This window comes from Achromobacter sp. KK8, assembly GCF_054188005.1.
In genome coordinates this window covers 3060450-3082236 of sequence record NZ_CM135178.1, presented here as the reverse complement: position 1 = coordinate 3082236, position 21787 = coordinate 3060450, and the positions used below count along the sequence as shown (strand labels likewise).

General features: G+C 66.3%; 22 protein-coding genes. 15 read left to right on the top strand and 7 right to left on the bottom strand.

Going from position 1 to position 21787, the window contains the following annotated elements; all coding sequences use genetic code 11:
• Window positions 1-2: 2 nt before the first annotated feature.
• The 4 genes from sdhA to ACVN9Z_RS14240 form a co-directional block, all read right to left on the bottom strand.
• Window positions 3-1781, bottom strand: a complete 1779-nt coding sequence (sdhA, locus tag ACVN9Z_RS14255) for a succinate dehydrogenase flavoprotein subunit (RefSeq protein WP_006389364.1) — start codon at window positions 1779-1781, stop codon at window positions 3-5.
• A gap of 3 nt (window positions 1782-1784) precedes the next feature.
• Complete coding sequence (gene sdhD / locus ACVN9Z_RS14250; RefSeq protein WP_006389363.1) at window positions 1785-2168, bottom strand: succinate dehydrogenase, hydrophobic membrane anchor protein; 384 nt, start codon at window positions 2166-2168, stop codon at window positions 1785-1787.
• On the bottom strand, window positions 2169-2585 hold the full coding sequence (gene sdhC, locus ACVN9Z_RS14245; RefSeq protein ID WP_006389362.1) for a succinate dehydrogenase, cytochrome b556 subunit: 417 nt from the start codon (window positions 2583-2585) through the stop codon (window positions 2169-2171). It lies immediately after the preceding gene.
• A gap of 121 nt (window positions 2586-2706) precedes the next feature.
• Complete coding sequence (locus tag ACVN9Z_RS14240) at window positions 2707-3486, bottom strand: GntR family transcriptional regulator (RefSeq protein WP_026384753.1); 780 nt, start codon at window positions 3484-3486, stop codon at window positions 2707-2709.
• Between the two features lie 357 nt (window positions 3487-3843).
• Between ACVN9Z_RS14240 and ACVN9Z_RS14235 the strand changes: the two genes are divergently transcribed.
• The 15 genes from ACVN9Z_RS14235 (at window position 3844) to ACVN9Z_RS14165 (ending at window position 19555) form a co-directional block, all read left to right on the top strand.
• On the top strand, window positions 3844-4833 hold the full coding sequence (locus ACVN9Z_RS14235) for a malate dehydrogenase (RefSeq protein ID WP_006389360.1): 990 nt from the start codon (window positions 3844-3846) through the stop codon (window positions 4831-4833).
• Window positions 4834-5098: 265 nt separating this feature from the next.
• Window positions 5099-5989: a methylisocitrate lyase gene (gene prpB, locus ACVN9Z_RS14230; protein ID WP_006389359.1), complete on the top strand. Its 891-nt coding sequence runs from the start codon at window positions 5099-5101 to the stop codon at window positions 5987-5989.
• A 90-nt stretch (window positions 5990-6079) separates the two neighbouring features.
• A complete protein-coding gene (prpC, locus tag ACVN9Z_RS14225; protein ID WP_020924646.1) occupies window positions 6080-7285 on the top strand; it encodes a bifunctional 2-methylcitrate synthase/citrate synthase in 1206 nt (401 codons plus the stop codon).
• 82 nt (window positions 7286-7367) lie between these two features.
• A complete protein-coding gene (locus tag ACVN9Z_RS14220; RefSeq protein WP_458213480.1) occupies window positions 7368-8819 on the top strand; it encodes a bifunctional 2-methylcitrate dehydratase/aconitate hydratase in 1452 nt (483 codons plus the stop codon).
• Between the two features lie 522 nt (window positions 8820-9341).
• Window positions 9342-9770 (top strand): CopD family protein, encoded by a 429-nt coding sequence (locus ACVN9Z_RS14215; protein ID WP_006384749.1) that lies wholly within the window; start codon window positions 9342-9344, stop codon window positions 9768-9770.
• A 35-nt stretch (window positions 9771-9805) separates the two neighbouring features.
• Window positions 9806-11581, top strand: coding sequence for a THUMP domain-containing protein (locus tag ACVN9Z_RS14210; RefSeq protein ID WP_458213479.1), 1776 nt, complete (start codon window positions 9806-9808; stop codon window positions 11579-11581).
• A 259-nt stretch (window positions 11582-11840) separates the two neighbouring features.
• A complete protein-coding gene (locus tag ACVN9Z_RS14205) occupies window positions 11841-12029 on the top strand; it encodes a hypothetical protein (protein WP_006389355.1) in 189 nt (62 codons plus the stop codon).
• Between the two features lie 154 nt (window positions 12030-12183).
• Window positions 12184-12699, top strand: coding sequence for an RDD family protein (locus ACVN9Z_RS14200; RefSeq protein ID WP_006389354.1), 516 nt, complete (start codon window positions 12184-12186; stop codon window positions 12697-12699).
• Between the two features lie 149 nt (window positions 12700-12848).
• Entirely contained in the window at window positions 12849-13757 is a 909-nt protein-coding gene (locus ACVN9Z_RS14195) for a DUF2167 domain-containing protein (RefSeq protein ID WP_006389353.1), read from the top strand.
• Window positions 13758-13760: 3 nt separating this feature from the next.
• Window positions 13761-14486, top strand: coding sequence for a site-2 protease family protein (locus ACVN9Z_RS14190; protein WP_006389352.1), 726 nt, complete (start codon window positions 13761-13763; stop codon window positions 14484-14486).
• Between the two features lie 105 nt (window positions 14487-14591).
• Entirely contained in the window at window positions 14592-15464 is an 873-nt protein-coding gene (locus ACVN9Z_RS14185; protein WP_085941830.1) for a UDP-2,3-diacylglucosamine diphosphatase, read from the top strand.
• Between the two features lie 128 nt (window positions 15465-15592).
• On the top strand, window positions 15593-17260 hold the full coding sequence (locus ACVN9Z_RS14180; protein WP_238877068.1) for an acyl-CoA synthetase: 1668 nt from the start codon (window positions 15593-15595) through the stop codon (window positions 17258-17260).
• 44 nt (window positions 17261-17304) lie between these two features.
• Complete coding sequence (locus tag ACVN9Z_RS14175) at window positions 17305-17826, top strand: gamma carbonic anhydrase family protein (RefSeq protein WP_006389349.1); 522 nt, start codon at window positions 17305-17307, stop codon at window positions 17824-17826.
• A gap of 86 nt (window positions 17827-17912) precedes the next feature.
• Window positions 17913-18842, top strand: a complete 930-nt coding sequence (gene hslO, locus ACVN9Z_RS14170) for an Hsp33 family molecular chaperone HslO (protein WP_020924651.1) — start codon at window positions 17913-17915, stop codon at window positions 18840-18842.
• A gap of 137 nt (window positions 18843-18979) precedes the next feature.
• On the top strand, window positions 18980-19555 hold the full coding sequence (locus ACVN9Z_RS14165; RefSeq protein WP_020924652.1) for a TadE/TadG family type IV pilus assembly protein: 576 nt from the start codon (window positions 18980-18982) through the stop codon (window positions 19553-19555).
• A gap of 21 nt (window positions 19556-19576) precedes the next feature.
• On the opposite strand, the gene ftsB is transcribed toward ACVN9Z_RS14165, so the two are convergent.
• The 3 genes from ftsB to ACVN9Z_RS14150 all read right to left on the bottom strand — a co-directional run bounded on the left by ftsB (window position 19577) and on the right by ACVN9Z_RS14150 (window position 21645).
• On the bottom strand, window positions 19577-20005 hold the full coding sequence (gene ftsB, locus ACVN9Z_RS14160; protein WP_020924653.1) for a cell division protein FtsB: 429 nt from the start codon (window positions 20003-20005) through the stop codon (window positions 19577-19579).
• 64 nt (window positions 20006-20069) lie between these two features.
• Entirely contained in the window at window positions 20070-21356 is a 1287-nt protein-coding gene (gene eno, locus ACVN9Z_RS14155) for a phosphopyruvate hydratase (protein ID WP_006389345.1), read from the bottom strand.
• Between the two features lie 4 nt (window positions 21357-21360).
• On the bottom strand, window positions 21361-21645 hold the full coding sequence (locus ACVN9Z_RS14150) for a DUF1330 domain-containing protein (RefSeq protein ID WP_006389344.1): 285 nt from the start codon (window positions 21643-21645) through the stop codon (window positions 21361-21363).
• Between the last annotated feature and the right edge of the window lie 142 nt (window positions 21646-21787).

Here is a 21787-nt window from a genome sequence, read left to right as displayed (position 1 = left end):
ACTTAGAAGGTACGCGCCTTGGGCGGGAAGGACTCGACCGTCAGCGGCTTCATCTGCACGGGCTTGTAATCCAGGCGGCTGCCTTCGGAGTACCACAGCGTGTGCTTGAGCCAGTTCTCGTCGTCACGGGTCGGGTGATCGTCCAGCGCGTGGGCGCCGCGGCTTTCGGTGCGGTTGGCGGCCGACTTGATGGTGGCGCGGGCCACTTCGGTCATGTTGGCCAGTTCCAGCGCTTCGACGCGCGCGGTGTTGAACACCTTGGACTTGTCCTTGAAGTAGATGTTGTCGGCCTGCTTGGCCAGGTCTTCGATCTGGGTCACGCCTTCGTTCAGCAGGTCCAGCGTGCGGAACACGCCGCAGTGGCGCTGCATCGAGAAGCGGATCGCGTTGCCGATGTCCTGGGTCTTCTCGCCCGAGGTGCGCGATTCCAGCTTGTTGATGCGATCCATCGAGAATTCGACGGCCTGCTGCGGCACGGGCTGGTGCGCGTGCTGGCGTTCCGGATGCGAATTGACGATGTGGTTGCCGGTGGCGCGGCCGAAGACGATCAGGTCCAGCAGCGAGTTGGTGCCCAGGCGGTTGGCGCCGTGCACCGACACCGCGGCGCATTCGCCGATGGCGTACAGGCCGTTGACGATCTTGTTCTCGCCGTTTTCGCGCGTCAGCACCTGGCCGTGGTAGTTGGCCGGGATGCCGCCCATCTGGTAATGGATGGTCGGGACGACGGGGATCGGTTCCTTGATCGGGTCGACGTTGCCGAACTTGATGGCGATTTCGCGGATCGAGGGCAGGCGCTTGTTGATGACGTCGGCGCCGAGGTGGTCGAGCTTGAGCACCACGTAGCTGCCGTCCGGACCGCAGCCGCGGCCTTCCTTGATTTCCTGGTCCATCGAGCGCGACACGAAGTCACGCGGCGCCAGGTCCTTCAGCGTAGGCGCGTAGCGCTCCATGAAGCGTTCGCCGTCCTTGTTCAGCAGGATGCCGCCTTCGCCACGCACGCCTTCGGTGATCAGCACGCCGGCGCCGGCCACGCCGGTCGGGTGGAATTGCCAGAATTCCATGTCCTGCAGCGGGATGCCCGCGCGGGCGGCCATGCCCAGGCCGTCACCGGTGTTGATGAAGGCGTTGGTGGAAGCGGCCCAGATGCGGCCGGCGCCGCCGGTGGCCAGCACCGTGGTCTTGGCTTCCAGGATGTAGATCTCGCCGGTTTCCATTTCGAGCGCGGTCACGCCCACGACGTCGCCGGCTTCGTTGCGCAGCAGGTCCAGCGCCATCCATTCGACGAAGAACTGGGTGCGGGCGGCAACGTTGCGCTGGTACAGGGTGTGCAGCAGCGCGTGGCCGGTACGGTCGGCAGCGGCACAGGCGCGCTGGACCGGCTTTTCACCGAAGTTGGCGGTGTGGCCGCCGAACGGACGCTGGTAGATGGTGCCGTCGGGGTTGCGGTCGAACGGCATGCCGAAGTGCTCGAGTTCGTACACGGCATTGGGAGCTTCGCGGCACATGAACTCGATGGCGTCCTGGTCGCCCAGCCAGTCCGAACCCTTGACGGTGTCGTACATGTGCCAGTACCAGTTGTCTTCGCTCATGTTGCCCAGCGAGGCGCTCACGCCGCCTTGCGCGGCCACGGTGTGCGAGCGCGTGGGGAACACTTTGGACAGCACCGCAACGGACAGGCCCGCTTGGGACAGTTGCAGCGAACAACGCATGCCGGCTCCGCCGGCGCCAACGACCACCACATCAAACTGGCGGCGCGGCAAGGATTTCATGACAGAGACCACGGCTTAGATGCTCCAGAGGATTTGCGCGAAGTAAACGACCGAACCGATCAACCAGAGGATCGTCAGCACTTGCAGCAGCAGGCGCAGGCCCACCGGCTTGACGTAGTCCATCCAGATGTCGCGCACGCCAATCCAGGCATGCCAGGCCAACGCAACGAATGCGAGGGTCGCCAGGATCTGGCCGACCGGAAGAACGCCCACGTAGAACGTGAACAGCGCGTGCCACGATTCATACGTGAAGGCAGGCATCAACAGGATGCCGATGAGCAGCACCAGCGTATACACGGCCATGATGACGGCGGTGATGCGCTGGATGATGAAATCCATGACGCCATAGTGGGCGCCGACGACCAGGCGCTTGGGTCCGTAGTTTTTAGCGGCGGCCATTTACAGCACTCCGAACAGTTTGAGGGCGAACACCAGGGTCAGCGCCAGGCTGACACCGAAAACCACGCCGGCGCTTTTCTTGGCCGACAGCTTGTCGATGCCCAGGTGCAGGTCCAGCAACAGGTAGCGGATGCCCGCACAGAAGTGGTGCAGGTAGCCCCAGATCAGGACCAGGAGGACGAGCTTGACGATCGGATTGCCGGCATACGCGGCCACGGCCGCGAAGGTCTGCGGCGAGGCCACGCTGGCCGCGAACAGCGGCAGAATGACCAAGGGCAGACAGAGGAACAGCAATATGCCGCTGATGCGGTGCAGGATGGACAGCTTGCCGGCCAGGGGCAGGCGATAGGAGAACGCAACTTGGGCAAGCCCAATATTGCGAAACTGCGGACGTGGCTTGGCAGCGGTGTCGGACATGACGGCCTCGGTGTTTCGGAACTAGGGAATCGTGACGGCGGCAATGCCGTGGCCCTTGCGGGCAAACACGGTATTTTCGCCCAGAGATCGGGTTGGTATCAAATCGTAGGTAAAAAGCTCATCAATTCAGACTATTGCGGTAGTGGTATCGATCGGTCAAGTACAAGCCCCGCCGGATTTCCATGGGGCGGTCACCGTACGTGTACGACACACGATCCACCTGCAACAACGGCGTGCCGGCGGCAACATTAAGCAGCGTACAGACTTCGGCCGGCGCGGCCACCGCGCGCAGCTTTTCGTCCGCGCGCACCATGCTGACGCCGAACTCGGATTCAAACAGGCCATAGAGCGGCGCCTTGTTCGCGCTCAACAGCTCGAAGGTGAGGCCGCGGAAGATGGATCCCGGCAGCCAGATGTCGTCCAGCACGGTGGGTGTCTGCCCCATGGACAGCAGGCGGCGGATCATGACGACGGTTTCGCCGGCCCGCAGGTCGAGCGCGCGCGCGATCTCGGCGGGCGCCCGCAGGCGCCGGCATTCGAGGATGCGGCTTTCGGCGCGGCCGGCCTCGCCCTCTTCGTCGGGGGCCAGGCGCAGGAAGCGGTAGCGCACGCGGGCTTCATGGTGGGTGGCGACGAAGGTGCCCTTGCCCTGGCGGCGCAGCAGCAAGTGTTCGGCGGCAAGTTCATCGACCGCCTTGCGCACCGTGCCCTGGCTCACCTGGAAACGGGCGGCCAGATCGATTTCGCTGGGGATGAGTTCGCCGGGCTTCCATTCGCCGCGGTCCAGGCTCTGGACGAGCAGGTCCTTGATCTGGCGGTACAACGGACTGAAAGCGGCCCCCTCGCCCGTTGGACGGGCGGCGCGAGTGCGTAGGGGAGTTTCGGGCCGGGGGTCTGCCATGGATCGTCTTGGAAGTGTCATGTTCATCCGGAGAATGGAAAGGCAGCGCAAACGATGCGGTTTCCATTCGCATGCGCTGCTGCGGTGCCGGTGTTCTGGCCTGATACAGGCGCGCAGCCGGCGGTGCTGCGGCGCATTCGAACAAACGCTCTATTGTGGCATATCGGGGGCAACGCTGTCCAACGTCTTATGTCTTATATAAGATATAAGATCAATTGACGCACCCGTAAATTAGTTCTAGGATTTCCGTCTGTCCGGCAACCTGGCCGCCCCTCGCGCGCAGGCCGTTTGCGCCGCTCAACGGATTACACTGATTGGCGAGATTTCTTTCTCGCCACACCATTACGGAGAACGTCCATGTCTAAGCCTGCCTTGCGTGTCGCCGTCACCGGCGCCGCCGGCCAAATCGGTTACGCACTGCTGTTCCGCATCGCCTCCGGCGAAATGCTGGGCAAAGATCAGCCCGTCATTCTGCAACTGCTTGAAATCCCCGACGAAAAAGCGCAAAAGGCCCTGAAGGGCGTCATCATGGAACTGGATGACTGCGCCTTCCCGCTGCTGCAGGAAGTCACCGCCCACAGCGATCCGCGCACGGCGTTCAAGGACGCGGACGTGGCCCTGCTGGTCGGCGCCCGCCCGCGCGGCCCCGGCATGGAACGCAAGGACCTGCTGTCGGTCAACGCCCAGATCTTCACGGCCCAGGGCAAGGCCCTGAACGACGTCGCCAGCCGCAACGTCAAGGTCCTGGTGGTCGGCAACCCGGCCAACACCAACGCCTACATCGCCATGAAGTCGGCGCCGGACCTGCCCGCCAAGAACTTCACCGCCATGCTGCGCCTGGACCACAACCGCGCCCTGTCGCAACTGGCCGCCAAGTCGGGCAAGGCCGTGGCCGACATCGAGAAGCTGGTCGTGTGGGGCAACCACTCGCCCACCATGTACCCCGACTACCGCTTCGCCACCGTCGGCGGCGAATCGCTGTCCAAGCTGATCAACGACGACGCCTGGAACCGCGACACCTTCATCCCCACCGTGGGCAAGCGCGGCGCCGCCATCATCGAGGCCCGCGGCCTGTCGTCGGCCGCCTCGGCCGCCAACGCCGCCATCGACCACGTGCGTGACTGGGTCCTGGGCAGCAACGGCAAGTGGGTCACCATGGGCATTCCGTCGGATGGCTCCTACGGCATCCCCGAAGGCATCATCTACGGCGTGCCGGTCACGACCGAAAACGGCGAATACAAGCGCGTCGAAGGCCTGGAAATCGACGCCTTCTCGCGCGAGCGCCTGGACTTCACGCTGAAAGAGCTGCTGGAAGAGCGCGACGGCGTCAAGGACCTGCTGAAGTAAGCAGTCCGCAAGCAGAATTGGGCCCGTTGACGCGGGCCCAATTCGCAAGCGCGGCGCATTCGCGCAATGCGCCGCGCGGCACGTACACCTGTCTCTTTGCCGCCGCGCAAGGAATTGTCGCGAAGGGGACAGATTTACGCGCCGCGACCGCGGTAAGGTCATGGCAAGGCGCCGGACCCCGATCCGGCCCGCCGCGGACCCGCAAGACCTGACATCCCAGCCGGGGCAACGTCACGACACCCGGCCCCTATAACGGAGACCACCCATGTCCAGACCCGAATCCGCCGGCGCCCTGTTCCGCCGCGCGCTCGCCGAAGAAAACCCGTTGCAGATCATTGGCGCCATCAACGCCAACCACGCCCTGCTGGCCAAGCGCGCCGGTTACCGCGCCATCTACCTGTCGGGCGGCGGCGTTGCCGCGGGTTCGCTGGGCCTGCCCGACCTGGGCATCAACACCATGGACGACGTGCTGACGGACGTGCGCCGCATCACCGACGTCTGCGACGTGCCGCTGCTGGTCGACATCGACACCGGCTTCGGCCCGTCGGCGTTCAACATCGCCCGCACCGTCAAGAGCCTGATCAAGTTCGGCGCCGCCGCCTGCCACATCGAAGACCAGGTCGGCGCCAAGCGCTGCGGCCACCGTCCGGGCAAGGAAATCGTCAGCACCGAGGAAATGGCCGACCGCGTCAAGGCCGCGGCCGACGCCCGCACCGACAGCGACTTCTACCTGATCGCGCGCACCGACGCCATCGCCTCGCACGGCGTGGACGCCGCCATCGAGCGCGCCCTGGCCTGCGTCGAAGCCGGCGCCGACGCCATCTTCGCCGAAGCCGCCTACGACCTGCCGACCTACGACCGCTTCGTCAAGGCGGTCAAGGTGCCGGTGCTGGCCAACATCACCGAATTCGGCAAGACGCCGCTGTTCTCGGTGGAAGAACTCAAGAGCGTGGGCGTGGGCATGGTGCTCTACCCGCTGTCGGCCTTCCGCGCCATGAACAAGGCCGCCGAGGCCGTCTACACCGCCATCCGCCGCGACGGTCACCAGAAGAATGTGGTCGACCTGATGCAGACGCGCGAAGAACTGTACGACCGCATCGGCTACCACGAATTCGAATCGCGCCTGGACGCCCTGTTCCAGAAGGGCAAGGCCTGAGCGCGCCACCGCATCCGGCGCCGCGGCGATCCCGCGGCGCCCCAGCTTCCCCCATTGCATCGACCACCGCGAAAGGAAAGGAGTAGAGACATGAGCACGGCTCCCAAGAAGCAGGCTGCCAAAACGGATACCACCCCGGCCGCCAAGCCGGAAGAAAAGGCCGGCTTCAAGCCCAAGAAATCGGTCGCGCTGTCCGGCGTGGTCGCCGGCAACACCGCGCTGTGTACCGTCGGCCGCAGCGGCAACGACCTGCACTACCGCGGCTACGACATCCTGGACATCGCCCACACCAGCGAGTTCGAGGAAATCGCCCACCTGCTGGTGCACGGCAAGCTGCCCAACAAGGCCGAACTGAAGGCCTACAAGGAAAAGCTGCGTTCGCTGCGCGGCCTGCCGGTGCAGCTGCAGGACGCGCTCGAGGCGCTGCCCGCCGCCAGCCACCCGATGGACGTGATGCGCACGGCCGTCTCGGTGCTGGGCTGCGTGCTGCCCGAAAAGGACGACCACAACCTGCCCGGCGCGCGCGACATCGCCGACCGCCTGATGGCCAACCTGGGTTCGGCCCTGCTGTACTGGTACCACTACAGCCACAACGGCCGCGTGATCGACGTGCAGACCGACGATGACAGCATCGGCGGCCACTTCCTGCACCTGCTGCACGGCGAGAAGCCGAGCGACGAATGGGTCAAGGCGATGCACATCTCGCTGAACCTGTACGCCGAGCACGAATTCAACGCCTCCACCTTCACCGCCCGCGTCATCGCCGGCACCGGCTCGGACATGTTCTCGGCCATCACCGGCGCCATCGGCGCGCTGCGCGGCCCCAAGCACGGCGGCGCCAACGAGGTCGCCTTCGACGTGCAGAAGCGCTACGAGACGCCGGACGAAGCCGAGGCCGACATCCGCCGCCGCGTCGAGGCCAAGGAAGTCATCATCGGCTTCGGCCATCCGGTCTACACCGTGTCCGACCCGCGCAACAAGGTCATCAAGGAAGTGGCCAAGAAGCTGTCCAAGAAGGCCGGCAGCACCAAGATGTTCGACATCGCCGAACGCCTCGAGACGGTCATGTGGGACATCAAGAAGATGTTCCCCAACCTGGACTGGTTCTCGGCCGTCAGCTACCACATGATGGGCGTGCCCACCGCCATGTTCACCCCGCTGTTCGTGATCGCGCGCACCGCGGGCTGGTCGGCCCACATCATCGAGCAGCGCGTGGACAACAAGATCATCCGCCCGACCGCCAACTACGTCGGTCCGGAAGATCAGAAGTTCGTGCCGATCGACAAGCGCAAGTAAGACGACGACATGGGCCTGCCGACGCCATACCCCGCGCCGCGCGGGCCCAGTGCCGCCTGTAAACACTCAGGAGAGGTACCAAATGTCTGCCCCGATCTCCAACGTCCGTCCCGAGCCCGACCAGGTCCTGGTCGATATCGCCGACTACGTACTGAACTATGAAATCCAGAGCGGCCTGGCCTACGAGACCGCTCGCAACTGCCTGATCGACACCCTCGGCTGCGGCCTGGAAGCGCTGGAATATCCGGCGTGCCGCAAGCTGCTGGGCCCCGTCGTCCCCGGCACCGTCGTCCCGCACGGCGCCAAGGTGCCCGGCACCCAATTCCAGCTGGACCCCGTGCAGGCCGCGTTCAACATCGGCGCGATGATCCGCTGGCTCGATTTCAACGACACCTGGCTGGCCGCCGAATGGGGCCACCCGTCCGACAACGTGGGCGGCATCCTGGCCACCGCCGACTGGCTGTCGCGCACCGCCGTCGCCGCCGGCAAGCCGCCCCTGACGATGCGCGCCGTGCTGACCGGCATGATCAAGGCGCACGAAATCCAGGGCTGCATCGCGCTCGAGAATTCCTTCAACAAGGTCGGCCTGGACCACGTGGTGCTGGTCAAGGTCGCGTCCACCGCCGTGGTGGCGCAGATGCTGGGGCTGAACCGCGACGAAGTCATCAACGCCGTCTCGCTGGCCTGGGTCGACGGCCAGAGCCTGCGCACCTACCGCCACGCCCCCAACACCGGCAGCCGCAAGAGCTGGGCCGCCGGCGATGCCACCAGCCGCGCCGTGCGCCTGGCGCTGATCGCCCGCACCGGCGAGATGGGCTACCCCTCGGTGCTGTCCGCCAAGACCTGGGGCTTCTACGACGTGCTGTTCAAGGGCCAGCCGTTCCGGTTCCAGCGCCCCTACGGCAGCTACGTCATGGAAAACGTGCTGTTCAAGATTTCGTTCCCGGCCGAGTTCCACTCGCAGACCGCGGTCGAGTGCGCCATGCAGCTCCATGACCGCCTCAAGTCCCTGGGCAAGTCCGCCGACGACATCGCCAGCATCACCATCCGCACCCACGAGGCGTGCATCCGCATCATCGACAAGAAGGGCCCGCTGAACAACCCCGCCGACCGCGACCACTGCATCCAGTACATGGTCGCCGTCCCGCTCCTGTTCGGCCGCCTCACCGCCGCCGACTACGAGGACGACGTCGCCGCCGACCCGCGCATCGACGCCCTGCGCGACAAGATCGCCTGCGTCGAGGACCCGGCCTACACCCGCGACTACCACGACCCCGACAAGCGCTCCATCGCCAACGCCCTCACCGTCAGCTTCACCGACGGCACCCAGCTCGACGAGGTCGTCTGCGAATACCCCATCGGCCACAAACGCCGCCGCGCCGACGGCATCCCCCTGCTGGAAGCGAAATTCCGCACCAACCTCGCCCGCATCTTCCCCGCCCGCCAACAGGCCCGCATCCTGGAAGCTTCGCTGGATCAGAAAAAGCTGGAAGCGATGCCGGTGCACGAGTACGTCGACCTGTATGTGATCTGAGGCGACACGCGTGGATCTGATCCGAAGCGACAAGCGCAGATCTGAAGCAACAAGCTGCACGCCCCACGGCCCCATTACGGCAAAACCGTCCGGGGCCGCTCTTCTCCCTTCCTCGCGGCTGCGCGCCAAGCAAGCACCTGTCCACCACCGCGCAGCGCCCCCCGTCCCGACGCAAACCACCGCGTAAGTCAAAACCGGCCGCCCGCGCGGCCGGTTTTGACGGGCCCCGCAAACCTCCCCAGAACCCCACCGGTCTGGCAGCGCCTCATTTCTCGAAACCCGCAGCCCGTCGCGGCGGCGGTTTGGGGGGCGGGCAACCTCGATGCGCCCGACGGAAACCGAAGGCAGCCGCCGAACGGCGGCCACGAGGTTGAGGCAGGGGCAGTCCGGAGCGAACGCTCCGGACCGCAATCGTGGGCGCCCGCCCCCCAAACCGCCGCCGCGACGGGCGACCTACGAAGAACCGCCCGCCCCCAGCAATTACAATCCCCCTTCCCCAAGAAAACAAAGACCGCCCCCACCATGTCCATGCTCTGGGTAAAAACCTTCCACATCGTCTTCATCGCCTCCTGGTTCGCCGGCCTGTTCTACCTGCCCCGCATCTTCGTGAACCTGGCCCAGCAATCGGATTCGGCCGTCCAGGTCACCCTGCTCGGCATGGCGCGCCGCCTCTACCGCTTCACCACCATCCTGGCGGTTGTCGCGGTGGCGCTCGGCATGTGGCTGTACCTGGGCTACGGCATCGGCGTCGGCCCCGGCAACGGCTGGATGCACGCCAAGCTCTTTTTCGTCCTGCTCGTCATCGGCTACCATCACGCCTGTGGCGTCATGCTGCGTAAATTCGAACAGGGCAAGAACACCCGTTCGCACAAGTTCTATCGCTGGTTCAACGAAGTTCCCGTCTTGCTGCTCTTGGTGGTGGTGGCGCTGGTCGTCGTCAAACCCTTCTGATTCCCCCTACCCTTTGCACATTCGCCAGGATTCGTATGTCCGCTGATGACCAGGACCGCCCGCGCAAGACGCTGACGATCAAGAAAACCGCGCGCGACGCGCACGCCGAAGCCGCGCCCAAACGCGTGCGCAGCGGCGCCCGCGCCCGCCTGGTCGCCCAGAACGAGCGCGCCAAGGACAACATCGAGCGCCAGAAGGACCCCGAGGGCTACCAGCAGCGCCAGGCCGCGGCCCGCGCCGCGCGCCGATCGGCCGACGGCGACCGGGGCGACGGCCCGCGCCGTGGTGACGGCGCGCGTGGCGACAATCCGCGCCGCGGTGATGGTTCCCGCGGCGACAGCCCGCGCCGTGGCGATGGGCCGCGTGGCGACCGCGCCCGCAGTGGCGATGACCCGCGCCGCGACGCCCCGTCGGCGCCGCGCTCGGGCCGCACGCCGCAGCGCGCGCCGCGCATGGACGACCAGTACATCGCCCCTGCCACGCCCGCCGGCCGCTTCTACGATCCCTTCGAGGACGACGGCCCCGCGCCCGAGTTCGCGCCGGAACCCGACTACGACGACGATGCGTCGATCAACGCCGGCCCGGCCCGGGACGCCGACGCGCCGCGCGACCGCGCGCCCTCCGTCGAGATCCGCGAGCGCCGCCCGCGCGAACCGCGCCAGGCCGAGCGTTTCAAGGTCTTCGCCCCCTGCCCCCAGGGCCTGGAGGAAGCCCTGACCGCCGAAATGCAGGCCCTGGGCTACGACGACGCCGAAGCCGGCCGCGCCGGCTGTTCCTTCACCGCCGATTGGGCGGGTGTGCAACGCGCCAACCTGTATTCGCGCCTGGCCACCCGCATCCTGGTGCAGGTCGCCCACGCCGAGATCTCGCACGAAGACGACATCCTCGACCTGGCCCGCGATACGCCCTGGGAGCGCTGGTTCGGCGCCGAACAGACGCTGCGCGTGGATACCTCGGCGATCAAGAGCCCCGTGCAGAGCCTGCAGTACTGCAATCTGCGCGCCAAGGACGGCATCTGCGACCGCCTGCGCGAACTGGAAGGCGAACGCCCCAGCATCGACACGGTCCGCCCCGACGCGCGCGTGCACCTGTTCCTGACCGGCCACACCGCCACGCTGTACCTGGACACCTCCGGTGAATCGCTGTTCAAGCGCGGCTGGCGCCTGGACAAGGGCGACGCGCCGCTGCGCGAGAACCTGGCCGCGGGCATGCTGGCGCTGGCCGGCTGGGACCCGGTCGCGCCGCTGCTGGATCCGTTCTGCGGCTCCGGCACCATCCTGATCGAGGCCGCCTGGATCGCGCTGGGCGTGCCCCCCGGCATCTCGCGCCCGTTCGGCTTCGAACGCCTGCGCGGCCACGATGCCTACCGCTGGCGTGACCTGAAGGACGATGCGCGCTCGCGCATCCTGCCGCAGCTGGACGCGCCTCTGGTCGGTTACGACCTGGATCCACAGGCGGTCGAATTCGCCCGCAACAACGCCGAGCGCGCCTGGCTCACCGCCGACACCATCCGGTTCGAGGTGGGCGACGCCCGCGAAGTGCAGGCGCCCGCCGACCATGGCTGGATCGTCACCAACCCGCCCTACGGCGAACGCATGGCGACCGAGCAGGACGCCGACCTGTGGCGCGACTGGGCCACCTGCCTGAAGCGCAATTTCGCCGGCTGGCAGCTGCACATCATCACCAGCGACCTGACCCTGCCCAACCAGATGCGCCTCAAGCCCAAGCGCCGTGTGCCGCTGCACAACGGCGCCCTGGACTGCCGCCTGTTCGGCTTCGAACTGGTCGCCGCCGGCTACCGCGACGCCTGACGCGCCGCCTCCGCGCCCGGGGCATTCCATTCCCCGGGCGTCCGGCCTCCTGCCCCCATGCCACTGCGCGCGCGTTGTAAAAGCGCCGCAACATCGCGCCCGTATCTTTGCTTATGCTGCCCCGCAGCGCCGATTTGGGGCATCATCAGCACCAGGATGTTGCCGATACGCACCAGGCACTTGCACAGCTTCAGGGTTAACCCTATAATTCGGGTTATCCCTAGTAGCTAAACAACAGTGCAAGCCCGTGGAGGCTATTGTGATCAACCCGAACAACACCATCCGCCTGACCGACGAACTCGAGCGTCAACTGATGCTCCAGGCTATTGAAGAACAGTTCCGCCCGCACCCGATGCGTGCGTTGGCCGCCGGCCTGCGTAAGCTGGCCCACGGTATCCGTGCCCTGGCTGGCAAGACGAGCGCCAAGAACGCGCACTCGGCCGCCTGAAGCAGGATTGCAGGCCTGATGGCCTGAACGATTTCCCCTTGGGGGCTGCATAGCCCCTTTTATAGACCCGCCCTTACCGGCGGGTTTTTTTTATGGCCGGAGCAGGGAAACCGTCAACCCACCGGGTGGCCGCTTTGTCGGATAATACCGGCCCATGACCGACGCCTCCCTCGACCAGACCCCCAACCGGCTGCGCCGGTTCGCCTGCATGATGTACGAAGCCGTGCTGCTGTTCGGCGTGGTCTTCCTGGCGGGATACCTCATGGATACCCTGACCCAGAGCAAGAACGCGCTGGAACTGCGGCCCGCCCGCCAGGCCTGGCTGTTCGTGGCCATTGGCGCCTATTTCGTGCTGTGCTGGCGCCGCCGCGGCCAGACGCTGCCGATGAAGACATGGAACATCCGGCTGGTCGATCGCGATGGCAACCCGCCGTCCACCGCCCGCCTGATCCTGCGCTACGTGCTGGCGTGGCCGCTGGTGCTGGCGGGCGCCGCCGTGGTGTGGGCCGCCGCCAGCGCCACCGGCTGGCCCTCGATGGACATGTTCATCGTGGCCGCGCCGTTCACGATCTTCATCTGGTCCTGGTTCGATCCGGACGGCCAGTTCCTGCACGACCGCCTGCTCGGCACCCGCCTGCGCAACGCGCCGCAGCGCAAGAAGACCCGTTGAGCGACAGGAATCGGACGCCTGAACGGGCGCTGAACATACCTGCTTACAACTGGCAAAATCGTGCGGCGAATTAGGCGTTGGCTTTCAGAAAGTTGAAAGTCGCGTGCAAAGACAATGGGGCCCCTTTCACAGACGCTCCAATAATTATCATGCGCGCTTTCCTTTCCCGCCTGTCCCTGGCCGCCGCCAGTGCCTTGTTGTTCCTGCCCTTCGGCGCCTCGGCCCAGAATGCCGCCGCGCAGCAGGAAATCGAGGCCGCCATGAAGGCAGCCTACGCCGCCGCCCAGGAAGGCCCGGCCGACGTCAAGCTGGGCGACCAGGCCGTGGTGCACCTGCCTGAATCGATGTTCTTCGTGCCGCGCATCCAGGCCGACCGCCTGATGGCGGCCTACGGCAACGGCAAGGATCCCTCGCTGCTCGGCGTGGTCATGCCCAAGAGCGACGATGACGACTGGGTCATCACCGTCAATTTCGACAAGGCCGGCTACATCAAGGACGACGACGCCAAGAACTGGAACGTCAGCGAACTGCTGGACAGCCTGCGCGATGGCACCGAAGAGTCCAACGTCGAGCGCAAGAAGCGCGGCTTCCCCGAGCTGGTGATGGACGGCTGGGTCGAGGCGCCCAAGTACGACAGCAGCACGCAGCGCCTGGTCTGGTCAGTGGCCGTCAAGCACAAGGGCGAAACCGCCAACGACAATCCCACCGTCAACTACAACACCTACGCGCTGGGCCGCGACGGCTACATCACGCTGGACCTGATCACGCAGAAGAACCTTGTGCCGAAGGACAAGACCGCGGTGCTGACCCTGCTGGACAACCTGAAGTACGTCGAAGGCAAGCGCTACGCCGACTTCAACTCGTCCACCGACAAGGTCGCCGAATACGGCCTGGCCGCGCTGGTCGCGGGCGTGGCCGCCAAGAAGCTGGGCCTGTTCGCCGTGATCGCCGCGTTCCTGGCCAAGTTCGCCAAGGTCGGCATCCTGGCGGCCGCCGCGCTGGGCGGCGGCCTGTGGAAGCGCTTTCGCGGCAAGAAGGCGGAACAACAGCAGCCCTGAGCCATGAAGCTGCTCCTGTTGCTGTTCTCGGGTATCAAGTACCTGAAGTTCGGCAAGCTGCTGGCGACCGGCGGCACAATGCTGCTGTCGGTCGCGGTCTATGCCTTCGTGTTCGGCTGGCGCTACGCGGCAGGCTTCGTGCTGTTGCTGCTAGTGCATGAACTGGGCCATTACATCGCGGCGCGCCAGCGCGGCCTGGATGTCGGCGCACCCGTGTTCATTCCATTCGTGGGCGCCTGGATACAGCTGAAGGAAATGCCGCACGATGCCGATACCGAGGCCTACGTGGGCCTGGGCGGCCCGCTGGCGGGCACGGTGGCCTCGCTGGCCTGCTATTTCGCGGCGCGCAGCACCGGCAGCGACCTGCTGCTGGCGCTGTCCTACGCGGGCTTCTTCATCAACCTCTTCAACCTGATCCCGCTTTCGCCGTTCGACGGCGGCCGCATCACCGCGGTGCTGTCGCCGCGCATCTGGCTGGTGGGCGTGCCGGTGCTGGTGGCGCTGTTTTTCTGGCGCCCCAGCCCGATCCTGATCCTGGTGGCCGTGCTGGCGTTTCCCAACGTCATCCGGGCGTTCAAGTACGACCCCGCCCTGCCCGAGAACCAGGCCTATTACGGCACGACGCTGGAAAGCAAGCTGACCTACACCTGCGCCTACCTGGGGCTGGTCTGCGTGCTGGCCATCATGGCCCACGACGTGCACGACATGCTGAGCCATCTACGCGCCTGAAGCGGGTTCATCTGACAGCGCCCGGCGCCCGCCGGGCGCGGCCGTCACAACAGCGTCACTTTTTTTTCATGTCACGGTCATCGCGGGGTGGTTTCATTCCCAGGCATGACGACAGCCCCCATGGACAGCACCGTGAACGAAATCCGCCCCACGCACTGGCGCGCTCTCTGGATTTCCGATATTCACCTGGGCACCGCCGGGTGCAAGGCGGAGTTCCTGCTGGATTTCCTCGAGCACAACGATTCCGACACCCTCTACCTGGTCGGCGACATCGTCGACGGCTGGCAGCTGCGCAAGCACTGGCATTGGCCGCGGGCCCACAACGACGTGATCCAGCGCATCCTGCGCAAGGCCCGCAACGGCACCCGGGTGGTGTTCATCCCCGGCAACCATGACGAATTCGCGCGCGAGTTCGCCGGCTACGCGTTCGGCGACATCGAGATCCTGGACGAAGACGTGCACGTGACCGCCAAGGGCATGCGCCTGCTGGTGCTGCACGGCGACCAGTTCGATGGCGTGATCCAGCACAGCCGCTGGCTGGCGCACCTGGGCGACGGCCTCTACCAGCTGGCGCTGTGGATCAACCACCATTTCAACCGCCTGCGCCACCGCCTGGGGCTGCACTACTGGTCGCTGTCGCAGTACCTCAAGCACAAGGTCAAGAACGCCGTGTCCTTCATCACCGACTTCGAGGAGGCGCTGGCCGGCGAGGCCCGCCGTCGCGGCCTGGACGGGGTGGTCTGCGGCCATATCCACAAGGCCGAGCTGCGCGACGTGGGCGGCATCCTGTACTGCAACGACGGCGACTGGGTGGAAAGCCTGTCGGCCCTGGCCGAGACCCATGACGGCCAGCTGCAACTGCTGGACTGGGCCGCGATCCAGGCCGAACGCCAGGCCGACCCGGCGCAGCGCAAGCCGCGCTCGCTGTCGTTGCCGGCGCTGCCGTCGGCGCTGCGCCGCCAGGGCAAGCACCCGTGATAACCCTTATACGTCCCCGTTACGCAACGGGGATATTGCAGTTCACGGCCCTCTAGGTCATGCTTGCAATTGGGGCAACGGGCAAAAACTGACCCGTTCACGCTGCAACATGCTCACAACATAGGGCCATGAACGACCAATATCAGGTGCTCTACCAAACATTCCGCTGGCTGGTTCCCACCCAGTTCAACATTGCGGAAGCGTGCTGCCACCGCTGGGCATCCAGTAGTCCGGATGCGCGGCGCATCGCCATCTACTACGAAGATGAAGCCGGCAACCGCGAGGTCTGGACCTATGCGCGGCTGGCCGAGGCCGCCAATCAGCTGGCCAATGGCCTGGTGAAGATGGGCGTGGGCCGCGGCGACCGCGTCGGTGTGGTTTTGGGACAACGCCCTGAGACCGTGGTCGCGCACATGGCGATCTACAGCGTGGGCGCGGTGGTGTTGCCGTTGTCGGCCCTGTTCGGTCCCGAAGCCCTGCAAAGCCGCTTGTGCGATTCGGAGACCCGCGTCGCCATCGTCGACCACGCCTCCAGCGCCAACCTGCTGGCCGTCAGCGACAACTGCCCCAACCTGCAACAGATCATCGGCATCGGCTTCGCCGACGAGCGCGTGCTGCCCTGGCGCAGCCTGCTGGCGCGCCAACCCAGTGAATTCAAGCCGGTGCCGACGCGCTCGTCGGATCCGGCCATCCTGCTCTATACCTCCGGCACCACCGGCGCGCCCAAGGGCGCCCTGCTGCCGCACAGCGCGCTGATCGGCAACCTGCCCGGCTTCGTGGCCTCGCAGGACTGGTTTCCGCGGCCCGCCGACGTGTTCTGGTCGCCGGCCGACTGGGCCTGGACCGGCGGCATGATGGATGCGCTGCTGCCCACGCTGTATTTCGGCCATCCCATCATCGGCACCCGCGGCCGCTTCTCGGTCGAGCGGGCGTTCGAGCTGATGGAGCGCTATCAGGTCACCAACACCTTCCTGTTCCCGACCGCGCTCAAGATGATGATGAAAGCGGTGCCCGAACCCCGCAATCGCTATCAGCTGGCCCTGCGCTCGATCATGAGCGCCGGCGAAAGCGTCGGCGAGACCGTCTTCGAGTGGTGCCAGTCCGCCCTGGGCGTGACGCCCAACGAAATGTTCGGCCAGACCGAGATGAACTACGTGGTCGGCAACAGCCAGAAGCGCTGGCCGGCCAAGCCGGGCAGCATGGGCCGGCCCTACCCGGGCCATCGGGTCGCGGTGCTGGACGACGCCGGTCAGCCGGTGGCGGCCGGAGAAACCGGCGAAATCGCCGTCAATCGCTACGATATCCACGGTTATCCCGACCCGGTCCTGTTCCTGGGCTACTGGCGCAACGAAGCCGCCACCCAGGCCAAGTTCAAGGGCGACTGGTGCCTGACGGGCGACCTGGCGCGGATCGACGCAGACGGCTACCTCTGGTACGCCGGCCGCGCCGACGACGTGTTCAAGTCATCCGGCTACCGCATCGGCCCGGGTGAAATCGAAAGCTGCCTGATCGGCCACCCCGCGGTGGCCAATGCCGCCGTGGTGCCCAAACCGGACGCCGAGCGCGGCGCGGTGGTCAAGGCCTACGTGGTGCTGACACCCGAATTCGCCCAACGCGACCGCAACGACATCATCGAAAACCTGCAGGAACACGTGCGCGAACGCCTGGCGCCCTACGAATACCCGAAGGAAATCGAGTTCGTCGAAGAGCTGCCCATGACCACCACCGGTAAAATCCAGCGTCGCATCCTGCGCCAGCGCGAAGAAGAACGCGCGCGGGCGTCCAGGCCCCAATGACGCGGGCGGGTCCGCCAGGGACCCGCCGCATCCGGAGACAGGGCATGCCCATTTACCAGCTCGACGACCTCATTCCCCGCATCGATCCCGCCGCCTACGTGGCCGACAGCGCCGACATCATCGGCAATGTCACGCTGGAAGCCGGCGTCAGCATCTGGTCGCACGTCTCGATCCGGGGCGACAACGACGCCATCCTGATCCGCCAGGGCACCAATATCCAGGAAGGCAGCGTGCTGCACGTGGATACCGGCTGTCCCATGACCATCGGCCCCAACGTCACCGTGGGCCACCAGGCCATGCTGCACGGCTGCACCATCCACGAAGGCGCGCTGGTGGGCATGCAGGCGATCGTGCTGAACAATGCCGTGATCGGCCGCAATTGCCTGATCGGCGCGGGCGCCATCATCCCCGAAGACCGGGTGATTCCTGACAATTCCCTGGTCATCGGCATCGGCAAGATCGTGCGCGAGCTGTCCGACGAGGAAATCGCCAATCTGCACAAGAACACCGCCCACTACGTGGCGCGCGGCCAACACTACAAGACGGCCTTGAAGCGGCTGGCCTGACATTGCCGCCGGGAACGCCCCGGCAAGGGCCTACACCCCTGTCGCCGGCAGGGGGAATCGGCCGTCCGATCGGCTAACATTCCCCCATGACCGATCAGCTCAAGAAATACCTCCTCGAAGACCGCAGCGTCCGCGTCCAAGCGGTGCGCCTCACGGATACCTGGAAGGCCGTCCAGGCCAACCACGACTACCCGCCCGCCATCACCCACTTGCTGGGCGAACTGGTGGCGGCCTCCACCCTGCTGGCCGCCAACATCAAGTTCGACGGCTCGCTGGTACTGCAGATCCAGGGCGACGGCCCGATCGCGCTGCTGGTGGTGGAATGCCGTTCCGACCTCAGCCTGCGCGCCACCGTGAAGGTGCGCGAAGGCCATGACGTGCCGGCCGACGGCGACATGCAGAGCCTGCTCAACCCCGGCGGCAATGGCCGCTTCATCGTGGTGCTGGATCCGCAGCACAAGGTGCCCGGACAGCAGGCCTACCAGGGCATTGTGCCGCTGGAAGGCGATACCGTCGCCGAGGCCCTGCAGCACTATATGAAGGCCTCCGAGCAGCTGGACACCCGCTTGTGGCTGGCCGCGGACGGCGAACACGCCGCCGGCATGCTGATCCAGCGCCTGCCCTACCACGGCGGCGCGGATGCGCCGGCCCTGACCGAGCAGGCCGCCGCCGAGACCTGGGACCGCGCCTCGGCGCTGGCCGCCACGCTCAAGCGCGAGGAACTGCTGGCCACCGATATCGACACCCTGATCCACCGCCTGTATTGGGAAGAGACGCTGGTGGCGTTCGACCCGCAGCCGGTGCGCTGGCACTGTCCCTGCACCCGCGAGCGCGTGGCCAACATGCTGCGCTCGCTGGGCGAGGACGAGGTCAAGGACATCCTGGCCGAACGCGGCCAGGTCGACGTGTCCTGCGATTTCTGCGGCAAACCGTATGCCTTCGACGCGGTCGACTGCGCCGCCCTGTTCACCTCAAGCCCGCCCACCGCGGACGGCACGCCGCCGACGGTGCACTGACGTCCCCGGCAGCCCCCTCGGCTTGCACGAATCGACAGGCGGTCATGCCCGCGCCACACTGGCCGGCCATGACCGCCTTTTTCTTGCCCCGCCGTTCCTTGCCTTCGTCCTTTGCGCCGGGCGCTGCAAGGCCTCGTGTGCCGCAACGCGGCGCCGCCGCGCTCGAATTCACCCTGGTCATGGCCGTGCTGCTGTCCGTGGCGGCGCTGGTGGCCGACGCGGCGCGCTGGCAGGTGACACGCCAGGTCGCCCATCTGGCCTTGATGGAAGCCGCCCGCGCGGGCAGCACCGGCCACGCCGATCCCACCCGCATCCGCGACGCCTTCCTGAGGGCGCTGCGGCCACTGCATGCCGGCCCGCAGGGCGAGACCGCCGGGCGCCGGCTGGCCCGCAACCAGGAACGTATCGCCGCGCGGATGGGCACGGTGCCATGGCGCATCGAAATCCTGCAGCCCGATATCTTCCGCGCCAACATACTCAGGCTGCGGCTGACCTACCTGTACCAGCCATTGCTACCGCCGCTACGGACGCTGCTGGCGGGCCTGGCGGAAAACGACGGCAGCTACGCCGCCGCCGCGCGCGCGCGGGGCCTGGCGCCCATCAGCATCGAACTCGAAATGGAAATGCACAGCAAGCCGGTGGACTGGCTTGCCGGTCCGCCGTATCCGGCGGGCGTGGTGCAGGGGGTATGCCGCAGCTTGCGCTGCCCGTGAATGGGCAGCTTTTGGATGCGATCAGTGCCGGGAGGCGCCGGCGTTGCCGCCAGTGGCGCCCGTAGCCGGCCGCGCGGCGGGCCTGGGCGGCGTGGCGGGCGCGCTGGCGCGGGTGGGAGTGGCGGGCCGCGCCGCGGCATCGGTCGCCAATGAAGCGCCGCCCGCGGGCGGCTGGGTGTTCTGGGGCAGGATATGCACGAAGACTTCGCCTTCGCGCATCATGCCCAGTTCGCCCCGGGCCCGTTCCTCGATGGCGCCGGAACCGTTGTCCAGGTCGCGGACTTCGGCTTCCAGCGCGGCGTTGCGCGCGCGCAGGCCTTCGTTGGTCTCGCGCTGCGCCGCCACCTGGCGTTGCAGGTCCCAGACCTTGAACCAGCCGCCCTTACCCAGCCAAAGCGGGTATTGGATCAGCCCTACCAGCACGAACAGCACCAGGAACAACAGGCGCATACGCGGGAACCCTCAGCAGTCGTGGCGCTAACAGGGCCGCGGCGCGTGCCGCGGCCCGCTTACGTTAACGCAAGTTGTAGAAGGCTTCCAGACCGGGGTACGACGCCACTTCGGCCAGTTCTTCCTCGATGCGCAGCAGCTGGTTGTACTTGGCCATGCGGTCCGAACGCGACAGCGAGCCGGTCTTGATCTGCATGGCATTGGTGGCCACGGCGATGTCGGCGATGGTCGAGTCCTCGGTTTCGCCCGAACGGTGCGAAACGACGGCGGTGTAGCCGGCGCGCTTGGCCATTTCGATGGCGGCGAAGGTCTCGGTCAGGGTGCCGATCTGGTTGATCTTGATGAGGATCGAGTTGGCCACGCCCTTCTGGATGCCTTCGCGCAGGATCTTGGTGTTGGTGACGAATAGGTCGTCGCCCACCAGCTGCACCTTCTTGCCGAGCTGGTCGGTCAGCAGCTTCCAGCCTTCCCAGTCGTTTTCGGCCATGCCGTCCTCGATCGAGATGATCGGGTACTTGTCGCACCAGGTGGCCAGCAGGTTGGTGAATTCCTGCGAGGACAGCGAGATGCCGCCTTCGCCGGCCAGGGTGTACTTGCCGTCGCGGTAGAACTCGGAGCTGGCGCAGTCCAGGCCCAGGGCGATCTGCGTGCCCGGCTCGTAGCCGGCTTCGGTGATGGCCTTCAGGATCAGCTGGATCGCGGCTTCATGGCTGGCCACGTTGGGGGCGAAACCGCCCTCGTCGCCCACCGCGGTGGACATGCCCTGGCCGTGGATCAGCTTCTTGAGCATGTGGAAGACTTCGGCGCCCCAGCGCAGGGCCTCGCGGAAGCTGCCCGCGCCCACCGGCAGGATCATCAGTTCCTGCAGGTCGAGGGTGTTGTTGGCGTGCGCGCCGCCGTTGATGACGTTCATCATCGGCACGGGCATGCTCATGGGGCCGCTGCCGCCGAAATAGCGGTACAGCGACAGGCCGGACTCGTCGGCGGCGGCGCGGGCCACGGCCATCGAGGCGGCCAGGATGGCGTTGGCGCCCAGGCGTTCCTTGGACTCGGTGCCGTCCAGCTCGATCAGGGTGCGATCGACGAAGGTCTGCTCCTGGGCGTCCAGGCCCATCAGCGCTTCCGAGATTTCGGTATTGAGGTTCTCGACGGCGCGCAGCACGCCCTTGCCGAGATAGCGGCCCTTGTCGCCGTCGCGCAGCTCGATGGCTTCGCGGGCGCCGGTGGACGCGCCCGACGGCACGGCCGCGCGGCCCATGGCGCCGGACTCCAGCAACACGTCACATTCGACGGTCGGGTTGCCGCGCGAATCCAGGATCTCGCGGCCGATGATATCGACAATTGCACTCATGACTTTACATTCCCTGAACGATAAACATATTCATCACGGCCGCGCCTTCGCGGGCATTGCGGGCGCGTCGGTACTGCCAGGAGTCGTAGAAGGCCTGGGCCGCGGCCATGGACGGAAACTCCATGACGACGGTGCGGCCGGGCTCACGCCCCTCGAGGTGCCGGGATTCGCCGCCGCGCACCAGGATCTTGGCATCGTACGCGCGCATGGCGAGCGTGGACAGACGCTTGTAATCCTCGTACTGCGCGGGCTTGGTCACTGTGACGTCGGCGATGAGATAGGCACTCATGGGGTTCCTTCAGGGCAGTTGCGTTGATGGGGTCGCGGCGCCGGACCGCATGACACAGGCAGTGTCGCGCAACACGGTCGCGCCGTGCCTGTCCGATGCTAAGTGGTTGTATCCGAAAGCAGCGCAGCGGCGCGGGGCCGCG

Excerpts from the sequence above, each read along its gene's own strand:
- sdhD (WP_006389363.1), bottom strand. The coding sequence starts at position 2,168 with ATGGCCGCCGCTAAAAACTACGGACCCAAGCGCCTGGTCGTCGGCGCC.
- eno (WP_006389345.1), bottom strand. The coding sequence starts at position 21,356 with ATGAGTGCAATTGTCGATATCATCGGCCGCGAGATCCTGGATTCGCGC.
- ACVN9Z_RS14210 (WP_458213479.1), top strand. The coding sequence starts at position 9,806 with ATGTCCGCTGATGACCAGGACCGCCCGCGCAAGACGCTGACGATCAAG.
- ACVN9Z_RS14195 (WP_006389353.1), top strand. The coding sequence starts at position 12,849 with ATGCGCGCTTTCCTTTCCCGCCTGTCCCTGGCCGCCGCCAGTGCCTTG.
- prpB (WP_006389359.1), top strand. The coding sequence starts at position 5,099 with ATGTCCAGACCCGAATCCGCCGGCGCCCTGTTCCGCCGCGCGCTCGCC.
- hslO (WP_020924651.1), top strand. The coding sequence starts at position 17,913 with ATGACCGATCAGCTCAAGAAATACCTCCTCGAAGACCGCAGCGTCCGC.
- ACVN9Z_RS14220 (WP_458213480.1), top strand. The coding sequence starts at position 7,368 with ATGTCTGCCCCGATCTCCAACGTCCGTCCCGAGCCCGACCAGGTCCTG.
- sdhC (WP_006389362.1), bottom strand. The coding sequence starts at position 2,585 with ATGTCCGACACCGCTGCCAAGCCACGTCCGCAGTTTCGCAATATTGGG.
- ACVN9Z_RS14215 (WP_006384749.1), top strand. The coding sequence starts at position 9,342 with ATGTCCATGCTCTGGGTAAAAACCTTCCACATCGTCTTCATCGCCTCC.
- ftsB (WP_020924653.1), bottom strand. The coding sequence starts at position 20,005 with ATGCGCCTGTTGTTCCTGGTGCTGTTCGTGCTGGTAGGGCTGATCCAA.
- prpC (WP_020924646.1), top strand. The coding sequence starts at position 6,080 with ATGAGCACGGCTCCCAAGAAGCAGGCTGCCAAAACGGATACCACCCCG.
- ACVN9Z_RS14185 (WP_085941830.1), top strand. The coding sequence starts at position 14,592 with ATGACGACAGCCCCCATGGACAGCACCGTGAACGAAATCCGCCCCACG.
- ACVN9Z_RS14150 (WP_006389344.1), bottom strand. The coding sequence starts at position 21,645 with ATGAGTGCCTATCTCATCGCCGACGTCACAGTGACCAAGCCCGCGCAG.
- ACVN9Z_RS14175 (WP_006389349.1), top strand. The coding sequence starts at position 17,305 with ATGCCCATTTACCAGCTCGACGACCTCATTCCCCGCATCGATCCCGCC.
- ACVN9Z_RS14200 (WP_006389354.1), top strand. The coding sequence starts at position 12,184 with ATGACCGACGCCTCCCTCGACCAGACCCCCAACCGGCTGCGCCGGTTC.
- ACVN9Z_RS14235 (WP_006389360.1), top strand. The coding sequence starts at position 3,844 with ATGTCTAAGCCTGCCTTGCGTGTCGCCGTCACCGGCGCCGCCGGCCAA.
- ACVN9Z_RS14190 (WP_006389352.1), top strand. The coding sequence starts at position 13,761 with ATGAAGCTGCTCCTGTTGCTGTTCTCGGGTATCAAGTACCTGAAGTTC.
- ACVN9Z_RS14180 (WP_238877068.1), top strand. The coding sequence starts at position 15,593 with ATGAACGACCAATATCAGGTGCTCTACCAAACATTCCGCTGGCTGGTT.
- ACVN9Z_RS14240 (WP_026384753.1), bottom strand. The coding sequence starts at position 3,486 with ATGGCAGACCCCCGGCCCGAAACTCCCCTACGCACTCGCGCCGCCCGT.